The sequence below is a fragment of the Phytohabitans sp. LZ39 genome, assembly GCF_059359075.1.
Window position 1 is genome coordinate 220,977 of record NZ_JCADBM010000005.1, and the last position, 17,810, is coordinate 238,786.

The 17,810-nt window shown below is 71.8% G+C and carries 16 protein-coding genes; 6 read left to right on the top strand and 10 right to left on the bottom strand.

Annotation, left to right across the window (positions count from 1 at the left end; translation table 11 throughout):
* The first annotated feature begins 60 nt into the window (after positions 1 to 60).
* The 3 genes from AC5L36_RS12510 (at position 61) to AC5L36_RS12520 (ending at position 2,049) form a co-directional block, all read left to right on the top strand.
* Positions 61 to 738, top strand: coding sequence for a trimeric intracellular cation channel family protein (locus tag AC5L36_RS12510; RefSeq protein WP_441215621.1), 678 nt, complete (start codon positions 61 to 63; stop codon positions 736 to 738).
* 143 nt (positions 739 to 881) lie between these two features.
* Positions 882 to 1,424, top strand: coding sequence for a MarR family winged helix-turn-helix transcriptional regulator (locus AC5L36_RS12515; protein ID WP_441215622.1), 543 nt, complete (start codon positions 882 to 884; stop codon positions 1,422 to 1,424).
* 76 nt (positions 1,425 to 1,500) lie between these two features.
* A complete protein-coding gene (locus tag AC5L36_RS12520) occupies positions 1,501 to 2,049 on the top strand; it encodes an SgcJ/EcaC family oxidoreductase (protein ID WP_441215623.1) in 549 nt (182 codons plus the stop codon).
* 305 nt (positions 2,050 to 2,354) lie between these two features.
* On the opposite strand, the gene AC5L36_RS12525 is transcribed toward AC5L36_RS12520, so the two are convergent.
* Positions 2,355 to 3,584 carry a serine hydrolase domain-containing protein gene (locus AC5L36_RS12525; RefSeq protein ID WP_441215624.1) on the bottom strand — a complete coding sequence of 410 codons (1,230 nt, stop codon included), beginning with the start codon at positions 3,582 to 3,584 and terminating at the stop codon, positions 2,355 to 2,357.
* A gap of 201 nt (positions 3,585 to 3,785) precedes the next feature.
* Positions 3,786 to 4,871 (bottom strand): LysR family transcriptional regulator, encoded by a 1,086-nt coding sequence (locus AC5L36_RS12530; protein ID WP_441215625.1) that lies wholly within the window; start codon positions 4,869 to 4,871, stop codon positions 3,786 to 3,788.
* Here AC5L36_RS12530 and AC5L36_RS12535 point away from each other — a divergent pair.
* Entirely contained in the window at positions 4,870 to 5,673 is an 804-nt protein-coding gene (locus AC5L36_RS12535; protein WP_441215626.1) for a GNAT family N-acetyltransferase, read from the top strand. The genes AC5L36_RS12530 and AC5L36_RS12535 overlap by 2 nt on opposite strands.
* Positions 5,674 to 5,773: 100 nt before the next feature.
* Positions 5,774 to 6,271 carry an HIT family protein gene (locus tag AC5L36_RS12540; RefSeq protein ID WP_441215627.1) on the top strand — a complete coding sequence of 166 codons (498 nt, stop codon included), beginning with the start codon at positions 5,774 to 5,776 and terminating at the stop codon, positions 6,269 to 6,271.
* A gap of 74 nt (positions 6,272 to 6,345) precedes the next feature.
* On the opposite strand, the gene AC5L36_RS12545 is transcribed toward AC5L36_RS12540, so the two are convergent.
* Positions 6,346 to 7,092 carry a TetR/AcrR family transcriptional regulator gene (locus tag AC5L36_RS12545; protein WP_441215628.1) on the bottom strand — a complete coding sequence of 249 codons (747 nt, stop codon included), beginning with the start codon at positions 7,090 to 7,092 and terminating at the stop codon, positions 6,346 to 6,348.
* A gap of 86 nt (positions 7,093 to 7,178) precedes the next feature.
* Here AC5L36_RS12545 and AC5L36_RS12550 point away from each other — a divergent pair, with 86 nt between their 5' ends.
* Positions 7,179 to 8,729 (top strand): MFS transporter, encoded by a 1,551-nt coding sequence (locus AC5L36_RS12550; protein ID WP_441215629.1) that lies wholly within the window; start codon positions 7,179 to 7,181, stop codon positions 8,727 to 8,729.
* A gap of 271 nt (positions 8,730 to 9,000) precedes the next feature.
* Here the strand turns inward: AC5L36_RS12550 and AC5L36_RS12555 are convergent, their stop codons facing one another.
* The 7 genes from AC5L36_RS12555 to AC5L36_RS12585 all read right to left on the bottom strand — a co-directional run bounded on the left by AC5L36_RS12555 (position 9,001) and on the right by AC5L36_RS12585 (position 17,697).
* Positions 9,001 to 9,777, bottom strand: coding sequence for a class I SAM-dependent DNA methyltransferase (locus tag AC5L36_RS12555; RefSeq protein WP_441215630.1), 777 nt, complete (start codon positions 9,775 to 9,777; stop codon positions 9,001 to 9,003).
* Entirely contained in the window at positions 9,774 to 10,988 is a 1,215-nt protein-coding gene (locus AC5L36_RS12560) for an MFS transporter (RefSeq protein ID WP_441215631.1), read from the bottom strand. Before AC5L36_RS12560 ends, AC5L36_RS12555 begins: the two co-directional genes overlap by 4 nt.
* Positions 10,985 to 11,977, bottom strand: a complete 993-nt coding sequence (locus tag AC5L36_RS12565) for an alanine racemase (RefSeq protein ID WP_441215632.1) — start codon at positions 11,975 to 11,977, stop codon at positions 10,985 to 10,987. The genes AC5L36_RS12560 and AC5L36_RS12565 overlap by 4 nt, the downstream gene beginning before the upstream one ends.
* Positions 11,974 to 13,086, bottom strand: a complete 1,113-nt coding sequence (locus AC5L36_RS12570; RefSeq protein WP_441215633.1) for a SagB family peptide dehydrogenase — start codon at positions 13,084 to 13,086, stop codon at positions 11,974 to 11,976. Before AC5L36_RS12570 ends, AC5L36_RS12565 begins: the two co-directional genes overlap by 4 nt.
* A 268-nt stretch (positions 13,087 to 13,354) precedes the next feature.
* Positions 13,355 to 14,278 (bottom strand): FAD binding domain-containing protein, encoded by a 924-nt coding sequence (locus AC5L36_RS12575; protein WP_441215634.1) that lies wholly within the window; start codon positions 14,276 to 14,278, stop codon positions 13,355 to 13,357.
* Positions 14,275 to 16,995 (bottom strand): molybdopterin-dependent oxidoreductase, encoded by a 2,721-nt coding sequence (locus AC5L36_RS12580; RefSeq protein ID WP_441215635.1) that lies wholly within the window; start codon positions 16,993 to 16,995, stop codon positions 14,275 to 14,277. The genes AC5L36_RS12575 and AC5L36_RS12580 overlap by 4 nt, the downstream gene beginning before the upstream one ends.
* Before the next feature lie 111 nt (positions 16,996 to 17,106).
* Complete coding sequence (locus AC5L36_RS12585) at positions 17,107 to 17,697, bottom strand: TetR/AcrR family transcriptional regulator (protein ID WP_441215636.1); 591 nt, start codon at positions 17,695 to 17,697, stop codon at positions 17,107 to 17,109.
* Between the last annotated feature and the right edge of the window lie 113 nt (positions 17,698 to 17,810).

The following is a 17,810-nucleotide window of genomic DNA, read 5'->3' on the forward strand; positions in this document are numbered from 1 at the left end:
CCCCGGGCCGGCTCGCACGTGACACGTGGGCCGGCCCCGAGCTCTGTGGAGGGTGACCGCATGTCCACCACGTCGTTTGAAGTGGCGCTGTGGATCGAGCTCCTCGCCGCAGGACTCGGCGGCCTTCAGGGTGCCCTGTTCGCGGCAGGCGAGAGGCATCGCCGCATCGACGTGCTCGGCGTCATCGTCATCGGGCTCGCCGTATCGCTCGGGGGCAGCCTGCTGCGCGACATAGTGCTCAACCAGCCGCCCGTCGTGGTCTGGCAGAACTGGTACCTGCCGGTGGCCGGCGCCTCGGCGGTCCTGGGCATGGTGCTCCAACCGGTATTCGCGCGAGCGGACTGGCTGATCACCGCGCTGGACGCGGTCGTCATGGGACTGTTCGGCGCGATCGGGGCCTCGAAGGCGCTGTCTCTCGGCGTCGGCGAAGCCGGGGCACTGGTCGTCGGGGTCATCGGAGCGATCGGAGGCGGGATGCTGCGCGACGTCATCCTGAGCCTGCCGATCTCCGTTCTCCAGATCGGCACCCTCTATGCCGTCGCCGCCGGCGCGGGGGCCGGGACGCTCGTCCTGTTGACCGGATTCGGCACACCGACCCTGATCGCGGGTCTCGGCTGCCTGGTCGTGACCACGTCCCTGCGTCTGGCCGCCGTTCGCTTCGGCTGGACGTTCCCCGAGCAGCGCACCGTACGGCCTCGGCGTCCGAAAGGGCCGTCAGCTCCCAAAGGTTTCCTCTGAGACCGCGAAGGCACTCGCCTAGCGGCGAATCCCACCACCGGCCGGGCACACTGTCATCGGCCATGAGCGGATGTTGAGGCCTGAGTCTCGGCTGCGGCGGAGCGACCGGGCGACCGGCTATCGAGGGCGGAGGGGTGTGGGTGGTGGGCGGCCGGGATGAGCTGGTCAGTGGGTTGGTGGAGGAGATGCCGCGGTACATCTCCGCCGCGGTGCGGTTCCAGGTCGCGGTCGCTCATCAGTTGGACATGCCGGTCTCCGATGTGCACGGGCTCGCCGCGTTGTTGGAGACCGGGCCGGTCGGGGTCAGACGGCTGGCCGATCTGATGGGCATGACCACGAGTGCGGTGACCCGCCTGGTGGACCGCCTCGAGCGGGACGGGTACGTGCGGCGGGAGCCGGATCCCGCGGACCGGCGGCGGATATTGGTGCACATCGTGCCGGAGCGCATCGCGCGGGTCGCCCGGTTCTACGAGCCGCTGAACCTTCGCTGGCAGCGGCAGATCGGCCAGTACTCCGACGCCGAGTTGCGTTTCCTGCTCGGGTTCCTGCGGCGGGGCCGCGAGGACGCCCAAGCGGAGACCGTCAACCTGCGGGCCGGTGGCCGGCAGCACGGCACCCGGGGCCGCCGTGTCGGGCATCCGCCCGCTGGGGGCCGGCCCCTAGAGAACGATGGGGGCACACCCTGATCCATCCCGGATAGCTGCTGCAAGCACTAGCTGCTCGCAGCAGCGACTGTTTGACTGGGCGCCACAGCCAAGGCCTTTGGCACTCGTCGGTGAAGGGATTGGGGCATCCATGAACGTGCGACGTTTCCGGTTCGGTCCGTTGGTCGCCGCGTCGGTCATCGCCATCGTCGCGTCGACCGCATGCGGCTCGGACAACGGCGCGGGACAGGACACATCGGCGCCGCCACCGGCGAGCGCGAGCGTGCCGTCCGCGGCCGACGAGACCGCCGTCCGGGGCTTGCTCGACAAGATCAATGAGGCGTGGGCACGTGGTGACGCGACGGCGTACGCATCGTTCCACACGGCCGATGCTGATCTGATCGACTTCCGCGGCACCCACGCCGCCGGCAGGCAGGCGATCATCGACCTGCTCCAGCCAGCTTTCGACGGCGTGCTCAAAAACAGCAGGGTCGAAGCGCGGATCGTCGACCTGCGCTTCCTGGCCTCCGATGTCGCGGTCTTCCACACGGAGGGCAAGATCGTGCCGATGGGCGACAACTCGATCCAAACGTTCGTGGCCACCAAGGGTCCGGACGGATGGCTGATCGCCGCGTTCCAGAACACCCGTATTCAGGCCGGAGGGTGAGCGATGGCGTGCCTGCGCCGGACCTTCACGCGCCTAAGCGTCCAAGTACCCGGCTCGCGCCGCCGACGGCAGGCGTGAGCTGCCATCGGCGACGGAGCGTGGGGCTTTGTGGCTTTGGACAGCGGCGTCGATGGCGGTGCTGCGGAAGTTGTCGGCCTCGGCCGGATCCGCCTGCTTGAGCAGACCGACGGCCTGGGTCAGCGACGGCAACTGTCGGCGTCCCGCCTGACGCGGCCCTGCCACCGCCCTGACACGACCCCTGACCCGGTGTCCGCGCGCGTTCGCGCGCACCGGGATGCTTGCCGTCAGTCGTCGATGGCCTGGTAGAGCGTGGTCCAGAAGTCGTGGAAAGCCCATGCCGAGTTCGGGTTGGATGCCCCGACCTGGGTGAGCAGGATGCCGATCAGGTCCTTGTCCGGGTCGGCGTAGGTAGAGGTGCCGCTGCCGCCGTCCCAGCCGAATTGACCGATGGATGCGTAGTCGCCGCGGTAGGTGCGTACCGCCATGCCGAAGCCCCAGCCGCCGTGCTGGCCTTGGCCGAACGAGATGTTGACGTTGTCGCGGGCCAGGGCCGTGCGGGCGGCCAGTTGCTCGGGCGTGAGACGGTTGGTGGTCATCAGCTCGACTGCCGGCCGGGACAGGATCCGTTCGCCGTCCTGGGTGCCGCCGTTGAGCAGCATCCGGAAGTAGGCGTGGTAGTCCGCGACGGTGGAGACCAGCCCACCGCCGCCGCCGGGGAACGCCGGGGGCTGGCTCCAGCGTCCGCTGGCGGGCTCGTCCCAGACGGTGAACTCGCCGGTCTGCGGGTCGGGGGCGTACAGGATCGGGAACCGGTCGATCTTTTCGGCAGGTACGTGGAAGCCGGTGTCCTTCATGCCCAGCGGGTCGAAGACGCGTTCGCGCAAGAACTGTTCGAACGGCTGGCCGGTGACCCTGGCGACGAGCACGCCGAGCAGGTCGTTGCTGATGTGGTACTGCCAGTGTTCGCCGGGCTGGTGCATCAGCGGCAGCGTGCCGAGGCGGCGCATCCACTCGTCCGGCTCGGGCACCGGCACCGGCAGATTCGGGGTCAGCCCCTCCTCGAAGACCGCGGTCATGATCGGCGTGCCCAGCGCCGTAAAGTCCATACCCAGCCCGAATGTGGAGGTCAGGAGGTCCCGTACCGTGATCGGCCGCCGGGCCGGCACGGTGTCATCCAGCGGGGCGTCGATCCGGGTCAGTACCCGCCGGTCGGCCAGCTCGGGCAGCCACGGCTCGACCGGGTCGTCCAGCCGCAACCGGCACTCGTCGAGCAACACCATCGTGGCCGCGACCGTGACCGGCTTGGACGTGGAAGCCATCCGGAAGATCGTGTCCGGTCGCATCGGCGGTCCACCGCCGTGCCGCATCGTCCCGATCGCTTCGACGTGCGTCTCGTCACCCCGGCTGACCAGAGCGACGAGCCCGGGAATCCGGCCCGACTCGACATGCCGCGCCAGCACCTCCCGTAGCCTGTCCAGTCCCGTTTTGGAGAAGCCGACGTTGCCTTGTCCCATCATGAATCTCCCTTGCGTGCGGCGTTCGGCCATGAAGTCCGATTTCGGCGTGGCCGCGGGAAGGCCGGCGCCGCCCACAGCGTGCGGCGGGCTTGTCTGGTCGATCAACGACGACTTCCGCATCGACTCATAACGCGTCGGTTATCGCGAGCCGGCGGGAGAGTGCGGCATCGGCCGCCTCGCTTGAAGCGGCAGAGCGCGTTACGCGGTCTGCCGCGCGTCAGTGGCGGCTTGGACGAACGCACGGACCAGCAGAGTCTCGTCGGTCCTGCGCCACACCAGCGCATACCGCAGGATCGGTCCATCGGTGAGGGGTACGAAGGTGATGTCGCCGCGCCGCCGGGTGGCTGCCGCGTCCACCCCGATGGGAGAGACGACGCTGCCGCTGGCGATCGCCGTAAACGCCTCCTCGAGGGTGGCGACCGCGATTTCCCGCCGGATGGGCCGGCCGGCCGGTGTCGCCGACGGGGTGTGCGCCTCCCACACGTACTCGGGGATGGGCCCGTCCGGGTACACCACCGGGTGGTCGCCGAGAGCTTCCATCTCGACCTGTTCGCGACCGGCCAGCGGATGATCGGAGGCGACGGCAAGCGTCAGTTGCTCGGTATGCAGCACCGGCCCAACGGCCAGGTCAGGCTCCCGGACAGGCAGCCAGACCATCGCGACGTCGACCCGGCCGGCACGCAGCCCACCGAACGGGTCGGTGGGGAGTATCTCGCGCATGCGCAGCTCGCACTGCGGATGCCGCTGCCGGAACAGATCGAGGACGCCCGCGATCCGATGGTGCCCGCTGGCCATCGTGCCAATGGTCAGGGTGCCGACCTGCCCGCGAGCGGCGGCCGCGGCCTCGTCGATGCCTGCCATGATCTCGCCGTAGCCCGCGTCGAGCCGGTCGCGTAAGCGCTCGCCGAGCGGCGTCAGTCGTACGCTGCGGCTGGTCCGCTCGAACAGGGCGCCGCCGATCCGGCGCTCCTGCTGCTTGATCGACTGGCTGACCCGCGCCTGTGAGATGCGCAGGCGTTCGGCCGTACGCCCGAAGTGGAGCTCCTTGGCCAGCGTCAGGAAGATCTCGATGTCTCGCAGCTCCACCCGGGCCGTCTCCCTCTGGTCACGACGCGCGCGGATCATCGTCCTGACCGGCGCAACCTGGAAGTTTACGGCCATGGCGACGGCCAGCCGCGACCTGTGGCGGCCACCCGTCGGCTCGAACGATAACCGGTGGGTTATGCGGCGATTCGATCTTTCGCATTGTTCCGCGCAGACGGTCCGGGCGATCGTGGGTGCCATGAGCAAACCCGTGATCGACACCGTGACGGTGTCGCATCACCTGGGGAGCTCGCAGTGGCAGGCTGTGTCACCAGGCGGCTCCGTGGTCGGGGTGGCCACCCTGAGGACGACCATCCCTCTCGGGCACGCTCTTCTGCTGCCTCCGGTCCGAGCCACGAAGCCGGCCGCCCCGGAGCTGAGCCTGTACGTGGAGCCGCGGTGGCGCCGCCGCGGGATCGGCTCCCTGCTGCTGGCCGCCGTCCGGCAACAGGTCAGCGAGCCACGTCTTGTCGCGGACGTACCCGAGGGCTCGCCGGGTGAGGCATTCTGCCGGCGGCACGGCTTCCGGCAAACCCGATCCAGGCGCCACGATCTGCTCACCTACGGCGATGTGCACCGGGCCTGGCTAGGTGAGCTGGTCGACGCCGAGCACCCCGGCTACCGCCTCACCCACTGGACCGGCGACCTGTCCGACGCACCCAATGTCGAAGAACTGCTGCGCAGCCCGGACCGCCCCGGCAACGCACTGCTCACCGCCGCGGACACCAACGGCGACCTGGCGGCCTACGCCGTGGCGGTCGTCGACGCGCTCTTCCAACCCCGAGCTCGCCAGTACGGACCGACCGTGCTTCCCGAGCATCGCGGACGGCGGCTGGGCCGTTGGGTCAACGCCGCTCTGATCCAGCGACTGCGCGAGGTCCACCCGTACGTCGACGAGATCGAAACCGCCGCCGAGGACGATCCCCACCTGGTCGCCCTACACGAGCACCTCGGCTTCCGCTTCTTCCGGCGAACTCACCTCTACGAACTCGCCCTGCCGTAACGCTCTCCTCGGGCCCGCACGACGGCCCAGCGTTCGTCAGCGCGTGAAAGCCGTGGTTGAGGTGGCCCGCCGGCTGCACGCGCGGGCCTATCGTGCCGGTATGAACGAAGACCCGCCGACGAGGACCACCTTCGACTTCGAAGCGTACGGTCGTCGAGTCCGTGAAGGACCATGCTTCGTCTGCGCCTTCGTCGCTGGCCGTCCCGACTACCAGCACCACAGCGTCTACGAGGATGAGCACACCATCGCGTTCCTCACCCGCTACCCGACGCTGCTGGGATACTGCCTCGTGGCACCGAAAGCACACATCGAGAGCTGGGTACATGAGATGGCGGAGCTGGAATTCCTCCGCTTCCAAAGCGTGGTCCACAAAGTTGCCCGCGCTCTGGCTGCCACGGTGCCTACCGAGCGGATGTACTCAATGAGCCTGGGCAGCCGACAAGGCAACGCCCATCTGCACTGGCACCTCGCACCCTTACCTCCCGGAGTGCCGTACCACCAGCAACAGTTCCACTCCCTCATGGCCGAAAACGGCGTTCTCGTAGTCGACGACGTCGCTCAGGCAGCGCTGGCACAGCGCATACGAGATCAACACTGAGGCGGGGGCACAGACCACCCGTCCTGGCGAACGCTGCTGACGCCTCGTCCGGTATGGCACCGGCGGCGCGGCACTTAGTTCGGGTTTCGCCGGCCTCCGCCCGGTCGGCGATCGCGGATAAGCGACGCGACGCCGTCGAGCAGGCGTTGCAAACCGAACTCGAACTGGTCCCCCGCGTAGGGTTTGGCGCCGGCGCGCAAGGCTCGTCGCAGGGCTGGATAGCGGTCGAAGTCGACCAGTTCACGCAGCGCGACGTTGCGCCGCTCGGCCTCGTCAGGTGTCACGTCACCGCCGCCGCGCTGGTGCAGTGTGGCCAGGCCCCTGACGTAGCCGTCCACGGACTCGATCACGGCGAGCTTCTCCGGGTCGGTGAGCCCGGTGCCGTCGAGGGCTTGGATGGCGGAGTCGAGCCAGCGCAGCATGTACGGGCCGGGCGCCGCGCCGAGGGCGGCGAGCTCGAGGACCCACGGGTGGTCTCGGTAGGCCGCCCAGTCGTCGCGGGCCCAGGCCGCCAGCTTGGCACGCCAGTCACCGGGCAGCTCGTGCGGAAGCGGCGCTTCGGCCATGGCCGCGTCGAGCATGAGCGCGGCCAACTCAGCCCGGCCGGGCAGGTACGTGTACAGCGATGCCGCGCCCACACCGAGCTTGGCCGCGACCTGGCGCATGGAGAGCGCCGCCAGGCCCTCAGTCGAGACGAGCTCGATGGCGGCGGCCACGATCGCCTCGACGGTCAACCCGCGTCGCGGTCCGCGGGATGGTCGGCCGGCGCTCGACCAGAGTAGGCGCAGCGCCCGTTCCTGCGCGCCCGGAGCGTCTTCCACCGGCTTCACCGTACGCGATGCCACTGGAAACTCCAAACGACGTTCGGTATTGTACGAACGGTGTTCGAAGTTCGTGTGGACGGCACATGACCACCCTCGACCCGACCGCCACCGCCCGAGCGCGCGGCCGCGAGAAGCGCACGCTGCTGGCTGCTGCCCTGACCAACGGGCCGAACGAGCTCATCGACTTCGTCCTGCCGCTGTGGGCCGGCGCCTCTCTGGGCATGAGCGGCGCCGCCATCGGCGTGCTGCTGGCCGTCGAGATCGCCGTCTCGGTGATCGTCCGGCCGATCGCAGGCGTCCTGGCGGATCGGCGGGAACGCCGCAACGTCGCCGGCGTCGGCGCGCTGCTCTACATGGTGAGCTGTCTCGGGTACGCGGTGGGTGGCGACCCGCTGGTCGCATATGGCGCCGCGGCGGTCGGAGGTGCCGGCGGTGCTCTGCTCTGGGTCAGCGTCCGGACCATTGTCAGCGAACGGCTGGAGCGGGACTCCGGGGTCTTCCCGCGACTGTTCAGCGCGCAGGAGACCGGCTCGTGGGTCGCCTTCGTCGCCGGCATGTCCCTGGTCGGCCCGCTTGGTTTCCGCGCCGTGTTCCTTGCCTGCGGCGCCGCCTGCGCGGCGGCAGCCGCGCTGCTGCTGACCGCTCCCCCGAGGCAAGGCGGCACGCCGGACACCGAAGGGCGGGCCACGGCCGGACTCCGCGCGGTGGGGCGCCGCCTGCGGCCGATGCTGTTCGCGGTCGCGATGACCATGATGGCCGAGGCCGCCGTCGCACTGCTGCTCATGCTGCACCTCCAGCGCGAGCTCGACTTGGAGGTCATCGAGGTCGCGCTGGTGTTCCTGCCCGGTGCCATCGCGATGAGCGCGGCCGCACCCTACCTGCACCGGTACACCGTCCGCTTCGGCCGCACCCGCGTCCTCGCCGCCGCCTCGCTGTCCAGCACCGCCTTCGTCGTCGGCCTGGCCTGGGCGCCGAACGCCTACACCATCGCCGCGCTCTGGATCCTCAGCGGCCTCGCCTGGGCAGCGGTTATGCCGATCCAGCAAGCCGTCGTGGCCGAGGCTTCCGGTGACAAGGTCGGCCGCGGCATGGGCGTGTACGAGTCAGCCAGCCTGATCGGCGCCTTCGTCGGCACCATCGCCGCCGGCGTGGTGTACGACCACGCCAGCTGGGTCGTGGCCTGCCTCGCCGCCGCCACGATACTGCTGGCCAGCACCGTCGTCGTGCCCCGCGCGGTCCGCCGTCTCGGCGTCGCCGAGTTTCCCCCACCCGCTCCGACCAGCCCTGCCCCAGACTCCGCACAACCCGCCGCGCCGGCGCCGATCGCCGACCCGAGCCCGGAGCAGGCAAGGCCGGAGCAGACCTCGGCGCGCAAGCGGGTCATCGACCTCGCCGGCCACCTCGGCCTGTACGCCGCCGCGCAGGTGGTACTCGCCTTCCTCGACCTGTCCTGGATCCACCACCTTTTCACTGACGACCCGCTCGAGGTGCTCAACGGCACCAACCGCGAACTCGGCGACGTCGCCGAGTTCGTCTACGGCGCGACCAGGGTGTGGGCCGTCATCCTCGTGATCGACGTCCTCTGGACACTCGGTACCGTGCTGACCCGCCGCCAACGCCGCGAACCCTCCTGAACCACGGCCACCAGATGCCGAGTGAACACCGACCGCGGACATGGACCTGGCCTTATACTACGCCACGTAGTAGATTGTGGTGGTGCGACGGCGTAGGGCGACGGTGGGTCCCACCCGCAAGGAATGCCGCGGAGTAGGCGCGGGCGGTGCGGCGCGTTCGCTGAGCGGTGGCCCGCGGACCGCGGCGGTCGTGCACGTGCTCGGTGCGTGCTTGCTGGTGGTGTGGCCGCGGCCGGGTCACGGTCGCGGATAACGGTCGCGAGCGGGCGGGTCACCCCTCATGCGGGTGGTCGCGGCGGCGAGCGATGACAGCGACCCGGTCGCGTTGTTCACCGTCGTGGACGGGGGTGCCGAGGTCGTCGAGCGCCGCGACGTACGCGTCGGTCCAGCCGGTGTCCGCGAGTGCGGCGAGGATGTCGGCGATGGGGTACGCGGTGTTGGTGATCGTCGTTTTGAAGGGCACGTGGCCGCCGGCGGCGTCGCGGACCGTGCCGGAGACGTGCAGTGGCCGGCGGTCGGTGGCGGGGTCGAGTGGCCCCCGGTTGACCGCGACCGACACGGTGTCGTCGTCCCGGCTGACCGGTGCGAGGTCGGACCGCAGGCCGCGCAGCGTGCACAGGTCGAAACCGAGCCAGCCGCCGGGAAGCACCGCCCGGTGGACGCTTCGCAGGTAGCCGCGCACCCGATCCAGCCCGCCCAGATGGTTGGGTATGTCGTATGTGGACAGTGCGAACGCGACCGGTCGGGGTATGGCGAAGTTGGTGGCGTCCGCTCGCAGCAGCGTTACCCGGTCGGCTGCCGGCGCCAGCCGTTCGCGGGCGCGGGCCAGCATCGCCGCCGACACGTCGAGGCCGACCACCTCGTAGCCGGCCGCGCAGAACTGCTCGGCGACGATGCCCGTGCCGCAGCCGACGTCGAGCAGGCTGCGTTGCGCGTCGGGTGCCACCCGCGCGTGGAACGCCAGCCAGGCCGCACCCATCCGGAGCGGGTACGGCGCCCAGAAGCGGTCGTAGGCGGTGGCGAAGTCCTCGACATATTCCGGCGTCATGTCAGCTCCTTCGGTCGGTATCGCCATACCTGCGGCGACAACAGTGCGGCCAGCCCGGCCACGGCGATCAGGCCACTGAGCCCGACCAGCAGCGTCGCGGCACCGGTCGTGGCGACGATCGGGCCCGCCGCCAGCAGCGCCACGGGTCCGAGGCCAATGGCGCCGATCCATTCGTACGCGCTGACCCGGGACAGCGCGGCCGGCGGCACCTCACGCTGGAACGTGGTCTCCCACAGGACACCGAAAACGTCGAACGCGACGCCGGCCAGGACGGAGGCGGCGACGACGAACGGCATCGGCGCCCCGGTGCCCAGCAGCAGCGCGGGCAGGCCGAGCGCGGTGGCCGCCAGCACCGCCGTGCGCAACGGGTGCGCCGGCCGCACCCGCATCGCGATCAGTACGCCGCCCAACGTGCCGGCCGCGTACCCGGCCAGGACCCAGCTCCACACGGCGGCGCCGCCGAGCCGGGTCTGCGCGAGCAGCGGCCCGGCGAGCCCGAACGTCACCCCGACCGCCGCGTTGATGAACGCCGCGGCGACCACGACCGTCCACAACCACTGCCGGCTCGCGAACTCCCGCCAGCCGTGCCGCAGGTCGCCGAGCAGGTCCCGGCGCGCCGTCCGGGCCGCCACCGGCAGCCGCAGCGCGACCAGCAGCACCGCGGCGAGCACGAACGTGGCGGCGTCCACGACCAGCGCCCAGCCGGCGCCGAGCCGTACGATCAGCACTCCCCCGACCAGGAAGCCGGCGATCATCGCGCTGTTCGTGCCGAGGCGCAGCAGCGCGTTCGCGGACTGCCGGTCCGGCTCGGGGACGACCTCGGCCACCACACCGGTCAGCGACGGCAGCAGCAGGGCCGACGCCGCGCCGGCGAACACCGCGCACACCGCCAGCGCGGGCACCGACGCCCAGCCGCCGAGCAGGAGTACCGCCATCGCGGCATAGGCGGCGCCGCCGGCGAGCTCGGCCGCGACAAGGACCCGGTACCGCGGCCACCGGTCACCGACCACCCCACCCAGCAGCAGCAACGCCAAACGGGGTATGGCCAGCGCGGCGAGGACCAACGACAGCGCGGTCGGCGACCCGTCGGGCAGGCCGAGGACCGCGAACGTGAGCGCGAGCGGGCCGAGGCCGTTACCGAACACCGAGATGGTCCGCGCGGCCACCAGCCGGACGAACCGCCGGTGGCGCAGCAGCTGGCCGGTGGTCACGGCCGGTCCGGTGCGACTCGCGGCCGCCATACCGTGCCGTCGGGCAGGTGCAGCGGCGGGCACCGGGCCACCACCGGACAGACGTGCGCGGGCAGGACCCGCAGCGGCCCACCGACTCGCGGGGTGCCGCTCGCATCAGTCATCCGCACGCCGGGCGCCCAGACCTGGTCGGCACCGGCCAGCAACTCGTCGGCATCGGTCGAGATGCTGCCATCCGGGGCCACCGCCGTGACCGCCGTCGTCACCGCGATCGCGACGTCCTGCGGCCGGCACGCGCCGAGCATGGCGTGGCCGCCGTCGAGCAGCGCGTACGCCCCGGAGCAGAGCTCGGTCACGCCGGGCACGCTGAGCGCACCGGGCGCGGTGACCGTGCCGCCGACGCTCACCACCTGGCACGGCAGCCCGGCATCGCGTACCGCCCCGGCGACGTCGACAAGTTGCCGCGCCACCCGCTGGCCGAGCGTGTACCGGTCGGCGGCGTCCCGAGCGGTCAGCACGGGCACGTAACCGGTGACCCCGTCCAGGCGCAGGCCGGGCGTGCTCGCGGCCGCCTTCGCCAGGGACACCACCTCCTCCGGTGCGACGCCGGTGCGGTGCAGGCCGGTGTCCACCTCGACCCGCACACCCAGCGTCACGCCCTGCTCGGCGGCGGCCGCGCTCAGCCCGGCCAACGCCTCGCCGCGATCGACGTGTACCGCCACCCGGGCGTGCCGGGCAAGCCGCGCGAAGCGAGGCCATCGCCAGGCGTCCCGCCACGGCCAGGCAATGACCACATCGGACACTCCGGCGTCCACATACCACCGCGCCTCGGCCGCCGAGTGCACAGCGATGCCCACCGCGCCGGCCGCGACCTGGCGGACGCCGATGGCCACCGTCCGGTGCCCCTTCACATGCGCCCGTACCACGACTCCGGCGGCACGCGCGGCCGCACCGAACCGGATCAGGTTGGCGTCGAGGCGTTCCGGGTCCACCGTCACCCTCGGGGTCATTCGCCGTACCCGTGCCAGGCATCCGGGGGAAACGAGAAGCCGGCACCGGCACCGGACCGCATCGCGCGTTGCCGGTCCCGCTCGGCCGGGTGCGGGACGCCGACACCGGTGACGCCGAGGAACACCTCGTCCGTCCAGGACAGCCCGAGCGCCTCCTCCACCATCGCGTCCCGGGTGGCCGCGGTGAAGAACACGCCGAGCCGCAGCGCGGCCGCGACAAGGTACACCGTCTGGCTCAGGTGGCCCAGATCCAGCAGCAGCGCCCGGTACGCGCGGCTCGACGCGTACTTCCACGTGGTGCGTTCCGGCACCGCGGTGTAGAGCAACAGGCACGCGGCCGAGCTGGCGTGCGGCTGCCCGCCGCACCACGCCTGGAGCGTGTCCGCGTCAACAGGTGCGGCGGTGAGGCGGGACAGCGCGTGCTCACGCGACGCGTAGTGATACACGCCGGGTGCCAACCCGTCGACGGCGCGGACCACCGGGTAGACCTCGATCGGATGCCGGGCGCCGCCGGACGGGGTCGTCTTCAACAGGGTCGGGCCGAGCCCGGGCACGTCGACCTCGTGGCGCACACCAGCCGTCCAGCGCAGGAGCGTGGCGAAGTCGACCACGGACATCGGCCGCTCGGCGTCGAACCAGCGGGTCGACCGCCGGCCCTCCAGCACCGCACCGAACGGCTCCGCCGGCAGCTCACCGTCGGGCAGCGGCACCCGCGGCCCCGCGTACTCCTTGACCGGACTCGGCTGTGGGGTCCGCACCGCCTTGGCACGCAGCACGGCGGCGTCCTCGACAGCCGTGCGGAACGAGTCGCCGGCCTGCGTGCGGCTGGCCAAGTGATAATGCGTAGCGGCCGGACCCATCGCGCGCCAGGCACCCAACCGCTCCTCCAGCGCGTGCTCCGGCGAACCCTCCGCGATCAGCACACCCGCGTCGAGTAGACGCCGAGCCAACGCGTCGCCATCAGCCAGGTCAGCCCACCGCGCATAGGATCGTAGCCGCCGCTCGGCCTCCGGGGTCAACGCGAGCTGCCGGTGGCGCACCGGATCGTCGCAGATCAGCTGGCCGTCACGCCACCAGAAAGCGACCAGCCGCGAAACGCGTACCCGCACGCCGTGCCTCCCCGAACAGACGTGAACCCCGGGCCAAACATCAGCCCGGGGCACTCATGCACCGACTCAGATGTCGATCGGTGGCTCCAGACAGGTGAGCTCCTGGTCGTAGTCGTCGTGCACGATTACCTCGAACGCCTCGTCCGCCTGCTCGGCCTGCATACCGCGCTCCCTCCCGTTGACTACAAAGGACACTCCACGGCGACCCTAACGACCACACCGACAACCGTCAATCGAGCCGAACCCGACGGGATACGGGGGGGCAGACCTACCTCGTCGCCTGTTCGAGGACCTCGGTCACGGTGGCGGCCAGGAGGTCCCGTTTGTACTCCGTCTGCGGCAGTCCGGTCGCACCGTCGGCCGCGCGGGCGCCCGCCTGGCCCAGCAGGTCGGGTGTGACCGTCGCCCCGGTGATCAGCGCCTCCACCGCCGGCAGGCGCAGCGGGATCGGCGCCACCGCGCCGACCGCGACCGCGGCGAACGCGATCCGGTCACCGTCCAGCACGACGCGGGCGGTCGCTTCGACAAGTGGCCATTCGGCGTAGCGGCGGCTGGTCGCCCGGTGATACGCGCCCCGCTCGCCGGTGCGGGCCTCGGGCAGGTGGACGGCGGTGAGCAGCTCCCCCGGGTCGAGTTGGTGGTCGCGGCGCCCGTCGCGACCGTCGCCGAACAGGTCGGCGACGCTCAGCTCGCGGCGGTCGGTGGTGACGGTGGCGTCGTACGTGAGCAGCGCCGCCCCGAGCGTCGACGGATGTACGGCGACGCAGGGCCCCAGGTCGAACAGCGCGCCGTATCGATGGTCGCCGGCCCGGGCCGGGCAGTCGTCGCCACCCTTCTTCAGGCAGCTGGTCTCCGGATGCCGGTAGTACCAGCAACGGTTGTGTTGAAGGAGGCTGCCCCCGACGGTGCCGACGCGGCGGATCTGCGGGGTGGCCAGCGCACCGGCGGCGAGGGCCAGCGCCGGGTACCGGTCGCGGACCGCTGGATCGGTGGCCAGGGTGTCGATGCTGACCAGGGCGCCGAGGGTGAGCCCGCCATCGGCGCGGCGGACGAGGTCGGAACCGGGAGCGTCCGGTCCGGTGCGGGGGACGTCGCGTACCTGGCCGCGGGACACGCCGGTGCGGCGGCGCTCGCTGAGATCGGTGCCGCCGGCGCGGTACTCCGCCAGGATGGGTTGGGTCGTGGCGCTCATGCGGTCACGGCTCCGGATAGGCCGGCCAGGACCCGGTCCGGCCGGATGGGCAGGTCATAGGGGCGAACCCCGGTGGCATCGCGCACCGCGTTGGCGACGGCGGCGGCGACCGGGATGGTGGCGACCTCGCCAAGCCCGACGCCGCCGCCAGGCACGTGGTCGAAGCCGTCGGTGTCGAAATGCAGGTCGATCTCGGGGGTGTCGGCGATCCCGGGTATCCGGTAGTCCTCCAGCCCGGCGGTCAGCACCCGGCCGGTGGTCGGGTCGAGGGCGCGCTCCTCGTACAGCGCCCATCCGATGCCTTGGATCACCGCGCCGCGGACCTGGGCCTCGGCGAGCCGCGGCTCGATGAGGCGGCCGGCCGCGGTGCCCGCGTGGTAGCGCAGGACACGCACGTGCCCGAACCGGGTGTCGACCTCGACCTCGGCCACGTGCACCGCGCCGGTCGATCCGCGACCGGCGTGCAGCTTGCTGGTGTAGCGCATCATCGTGCCGACCGCCAGCCCGATCAGTCCGGTTCCGGCGAACGGGCTGGCCACCGACCGGGCCCGCCGGCGGTCGTCCGGCGGTCGCGTGGCCGTGACCCGAAGCCCGTCGACACCGGCCAGCACGGCTCGCCAGTCGCCGGCTCGCCCGTCGACCAGGTCGCGGGCCCGTTGGTCCCGCTGGGCCAGGCGCTGTTGGAGCCGAGCCACGGCGGCCAGCGCCGCCGGGCCGATCGAGGCCGTGGTGCGGCTCCCGCCGGACAGCGGCCCGACCGGCAGGCGGGAGTCGCCGAGGCGGACCTCCACCTCGGCCGGGTCCAGTCCGAACGCGGTGGCCACGGTGCCGGCCAGCACGGAACGGCTGCCCGTGCCCATGTCCTGCGTCGCGCTGGCCACGACCAGCCGGCCGCGCTCGACGGCCAGTTCGACCGAGGTGCCGTGCTCCCACAGGTACAACCAGTTCGCGGCGGCGACGCCGACCCCGCGCCGGAAGCGGCCGGTGCGGGGCAGCTCTCCCCGGTCGCGCCAGGCCGGCAGGGTGGCCGCCCAGTCGTAGAGGCGCTGTCGCGGCGGATGCGGGTCCCACGTGCGGCGCAACACGATCGGGTCGCGGCCCAGCCTCCCGGCGACCTCGTCGATGCCCTGCTCCAGAGCGAAGCTGAGCAGCGGCCCACCCGGAGCGCGGAACGGCTTGCCGGGCGCCGTGTTGGTCACCACGTCGTAGTCGAGCAGTTCCTTGGCGTCGGCCGGATACATGAGCCGGGCGAGGCCGGCGACCAGGGTGCCGGTCGCGATGCCGGAGTCGGCGTAGGCGGCGACCCGCAGGGCCGACAGCGTGTCCCCGTCGCCGGCCAGCAGGGCCAGCTCGATCCGGCCCGGTGGCCGGTACCCGCCGTCGGTGAGCTCCTCCATCCGGTCGTAGGCGACCCCGACCGGCGCCTTGGCCGCTCGGGCCAGCAGCACGGCCGCGCGGGTCTCGGTGCCCATCGTGCCCTTGGCCCCGAAGCCACCACCGACGTGCTCGGCCCGCACGCGCACCTTGTCTTTCGGCAGACCGGTGAAGCGGGCCAGGTCGGCGGCGACGTGGGCGACGGCCTGGGTGGAGACCTGCACCTCGAGCGTGCCGTCGGGCCGGAACCAGGCGACCGTCGCGTGCGGCTCGAGCGTGGTGTGGCTCTGGGCGGCGGTGGTGAAAACAGCCTCGACCAGTCGGGGATCGCCCGCGGCCCGGGCGGCGTCGAGGCGCTGGCGGGCCTTGCGCCGGCCCACCGACAACGCGGCCGCCGGGCCGTGGACGTTGCCGCGCCACGGTGCCGGAGTCGCGCCCGCCCCTTCGCCGGCGTTCGGCGGGCGGCGACGGCCCGTCGCGTACACCTCGGCGGCCCCGGGCGCGCGGGCGGCATCGAGGCCGACCACGGCCGGCCGGCTGACGTAGCGGGGCGCGATGGCCGCCAACGCTCGCCGCGCGGTCGGCTCGTCGACCGCGGCGACGGCCGCGACCGGCTGCCCGACGTAGCGGAGCACGCCGTCCTCGGGCGCGAGCGACACGGCCGCGCGGACGCCGTCGATCGCCAAGGCCGGAGCCAGGTCGAGCCCGGACAGCTCGGCGTGCGGGTGCGGCGAGCGCAGGATGAGGCCGGTCAGCTGGCCGGAATAGCGAGTGTCCACTGTGTAGGCCGCCGCTCCGGTGACCTTGGCGCCAGCCTCACGGCGCGGGCCGGTCGGCGGGCCGGGGTCGTCGAAGCGACCGGCGCAGGCGGCCTGTACGGCCTCGACGATCTCGAGGTAGGCGCCGCACCGGCACAGGTGGCCGGCCAGTGCGGCCTCCACGGTGGCCCGGTCGGGAACCTCGCCCGGATGCTCGGCCCGCCACCGGTCGTGCAGCGCGGTCGCCTCGACCACGAACCCGGGGGTACAGAAGCCGCACTGTAGTGCGTTGTGCGCGGCGAACGCGCGGGCGACGGGGTGCTCGGCGGTGCCTTCGACGGTGGTGACGGCCCGATCGGCGAGCGCCCGGGCCGGCAGCAGGCAGCTGACCACCGGCTCGCCGTCGAGCAGCACTGTGCAGGCGCCACAAACCCCGGCCGCGCACACGACCTTGGTACCGGTGAGGCCCAGCTGCTCGCGCAGCACCTCGGCGGTCAGGGTGTCGTCGTCGACCCGCGCCGAGCGCGGCTCGCGGTTGACGAGGATCTTGATTTCGGCGTCGTTGGTGCGTGGTTGGTCAGCCATGCGGGTGTCCCTTTCCGCCGGACGCGCTCCAAACCCTGCGAATGAATGTTCATTCGCATCCGCGGAGCTGTCAAGGGCGGACTCAGGTCCGTCTCAGCTTCGGTGCGCGCCTCAGCCGTCAGCGCGCAGCATCGCCCAGACCGCCTCTTCGGCCTCGGCCACCAGAGCCGGGTCGGCGGCGGATCGCGGCGAGCCCGAGTCGCCCTGCCGGGTGAATCCGACCAGCGCACCGTAGGCCAGGGCGATGAGCATGTCGGGCGGCCCGGGCCGGATCTCACCGGCCTGTTGCCCGCGCACGACGAAGTCGCGGGCGAACGTGGTCAGCCCGTGGGCGGCAGCCTGCCCCGTCTCGTCGAGGTACGCCTCGTGCTGCTGGTACTCCAGGAACGCGAAGGCATCGGGGTGCTCGGCCGCGAAGCGGGTCAGCGCCCGCCAGATCTGCCCGAAGGCGGTCCGGCTCGGCGCCGCCGGGTCGACCGCGGCCACGGTCGCGCTCAGCGCGCGCCCCTTCCAGAGCTGGTACACCGAACTGCCCAGGGAATCCTTGCTGGGAAAGTGCCGGTAGATGCTCCCGACCGCCACCCCGGCCCGCTGCGCGACATCGGCCATCGAACTGCCCGCGAACGTGTTTTCGGTGAACGTGCGCAGAGCAGCGTCGAGGATGGCCTCCCGAGTCGCCGGTCCGTCCTTTTCCCTGCGCACGCCGCGATACTCGTTGGTCGCCCGCCGAGGTGTCAACGCGGCTGACCGCCGGTCCCGGCTCCAGCCGACCCGCCGCACGGCTGACGGCCCCGCTTGCCCCCTGCTGATGAAAT

Bases quoted from the DNA above. Each gene is read 5' to 3' on its own strand.
- AC5L36_RS12510 (WP_441215621.1), top strand. From the start codon at position 61: ATGTCCACCACGTCGTTTGAAGTGGCGCTGTGGATCGAGCTCCTCGCC.
- AC5L36_RS12525 (WP_441215624.1), bottom strand. From the start codon at position 3,584: ATGGGACAAGGCAACGTCGGCTTCTCCAAAACGGGACTGGACAGGCTA.
- AC5L36_RS12535 (WP_441215626.1), top strand. From the start codon at position 4,870: ATGAGCAAACCCGTGATCGACACCGTGACGGTGTCGCATCACCTGGGG.
- AC5L36_RS12530 (WP_441215625.1), bottom strand. From the start codon at position 4,871: ATGGCACCCACGATCGCCCGGACCGTCTGCGCGGAACAATGCGAAAGA.
- AC5L36_RS12540 (WP_441215627.1), top strand. From the start codon at position 5,774: ATGAACGAAGACCCGCCGACGAGGACCACCTTCGACTTCGAAGCGTAC.
- AC5L36_RS12550 (WP_441215629.1), top strand. From the start codon at position 7,179: ATGACCACCCTCGACCCGACCGCCACCGCCCGAGCGCGCGGCCGCGAG.
- AC5L36_RS12555 (WP_441215630.1), bottom strand. From the start codon at position 9,777: ATGACGCCGGAATATGTCGAGGACTTCGCCACCGCCTACGACCGCTTC.
- AC5L36_RS12565 (WP_441215632.1), bottom strand. From the start codon at position 11,977: ATGACCCCGAGGGTGACGGTGGACCCGGAACGCCTCGACGCCAACCTG.
- AC5L36_RS12575 (WP_441215634.1), bottom strand. From the start codon at position 14,278: ATGAGCGCCACGACCCAACCCATCCTGGCGGAGTACCGCGCCGGCGGC.
- AC5L36_RS12580 (WP_441215635.1), bottom strand. From the start codon at position 16,995: ATGGCTGACCAACCACGCACCAACGACGCCGAAATCAAGATCCTCGTC.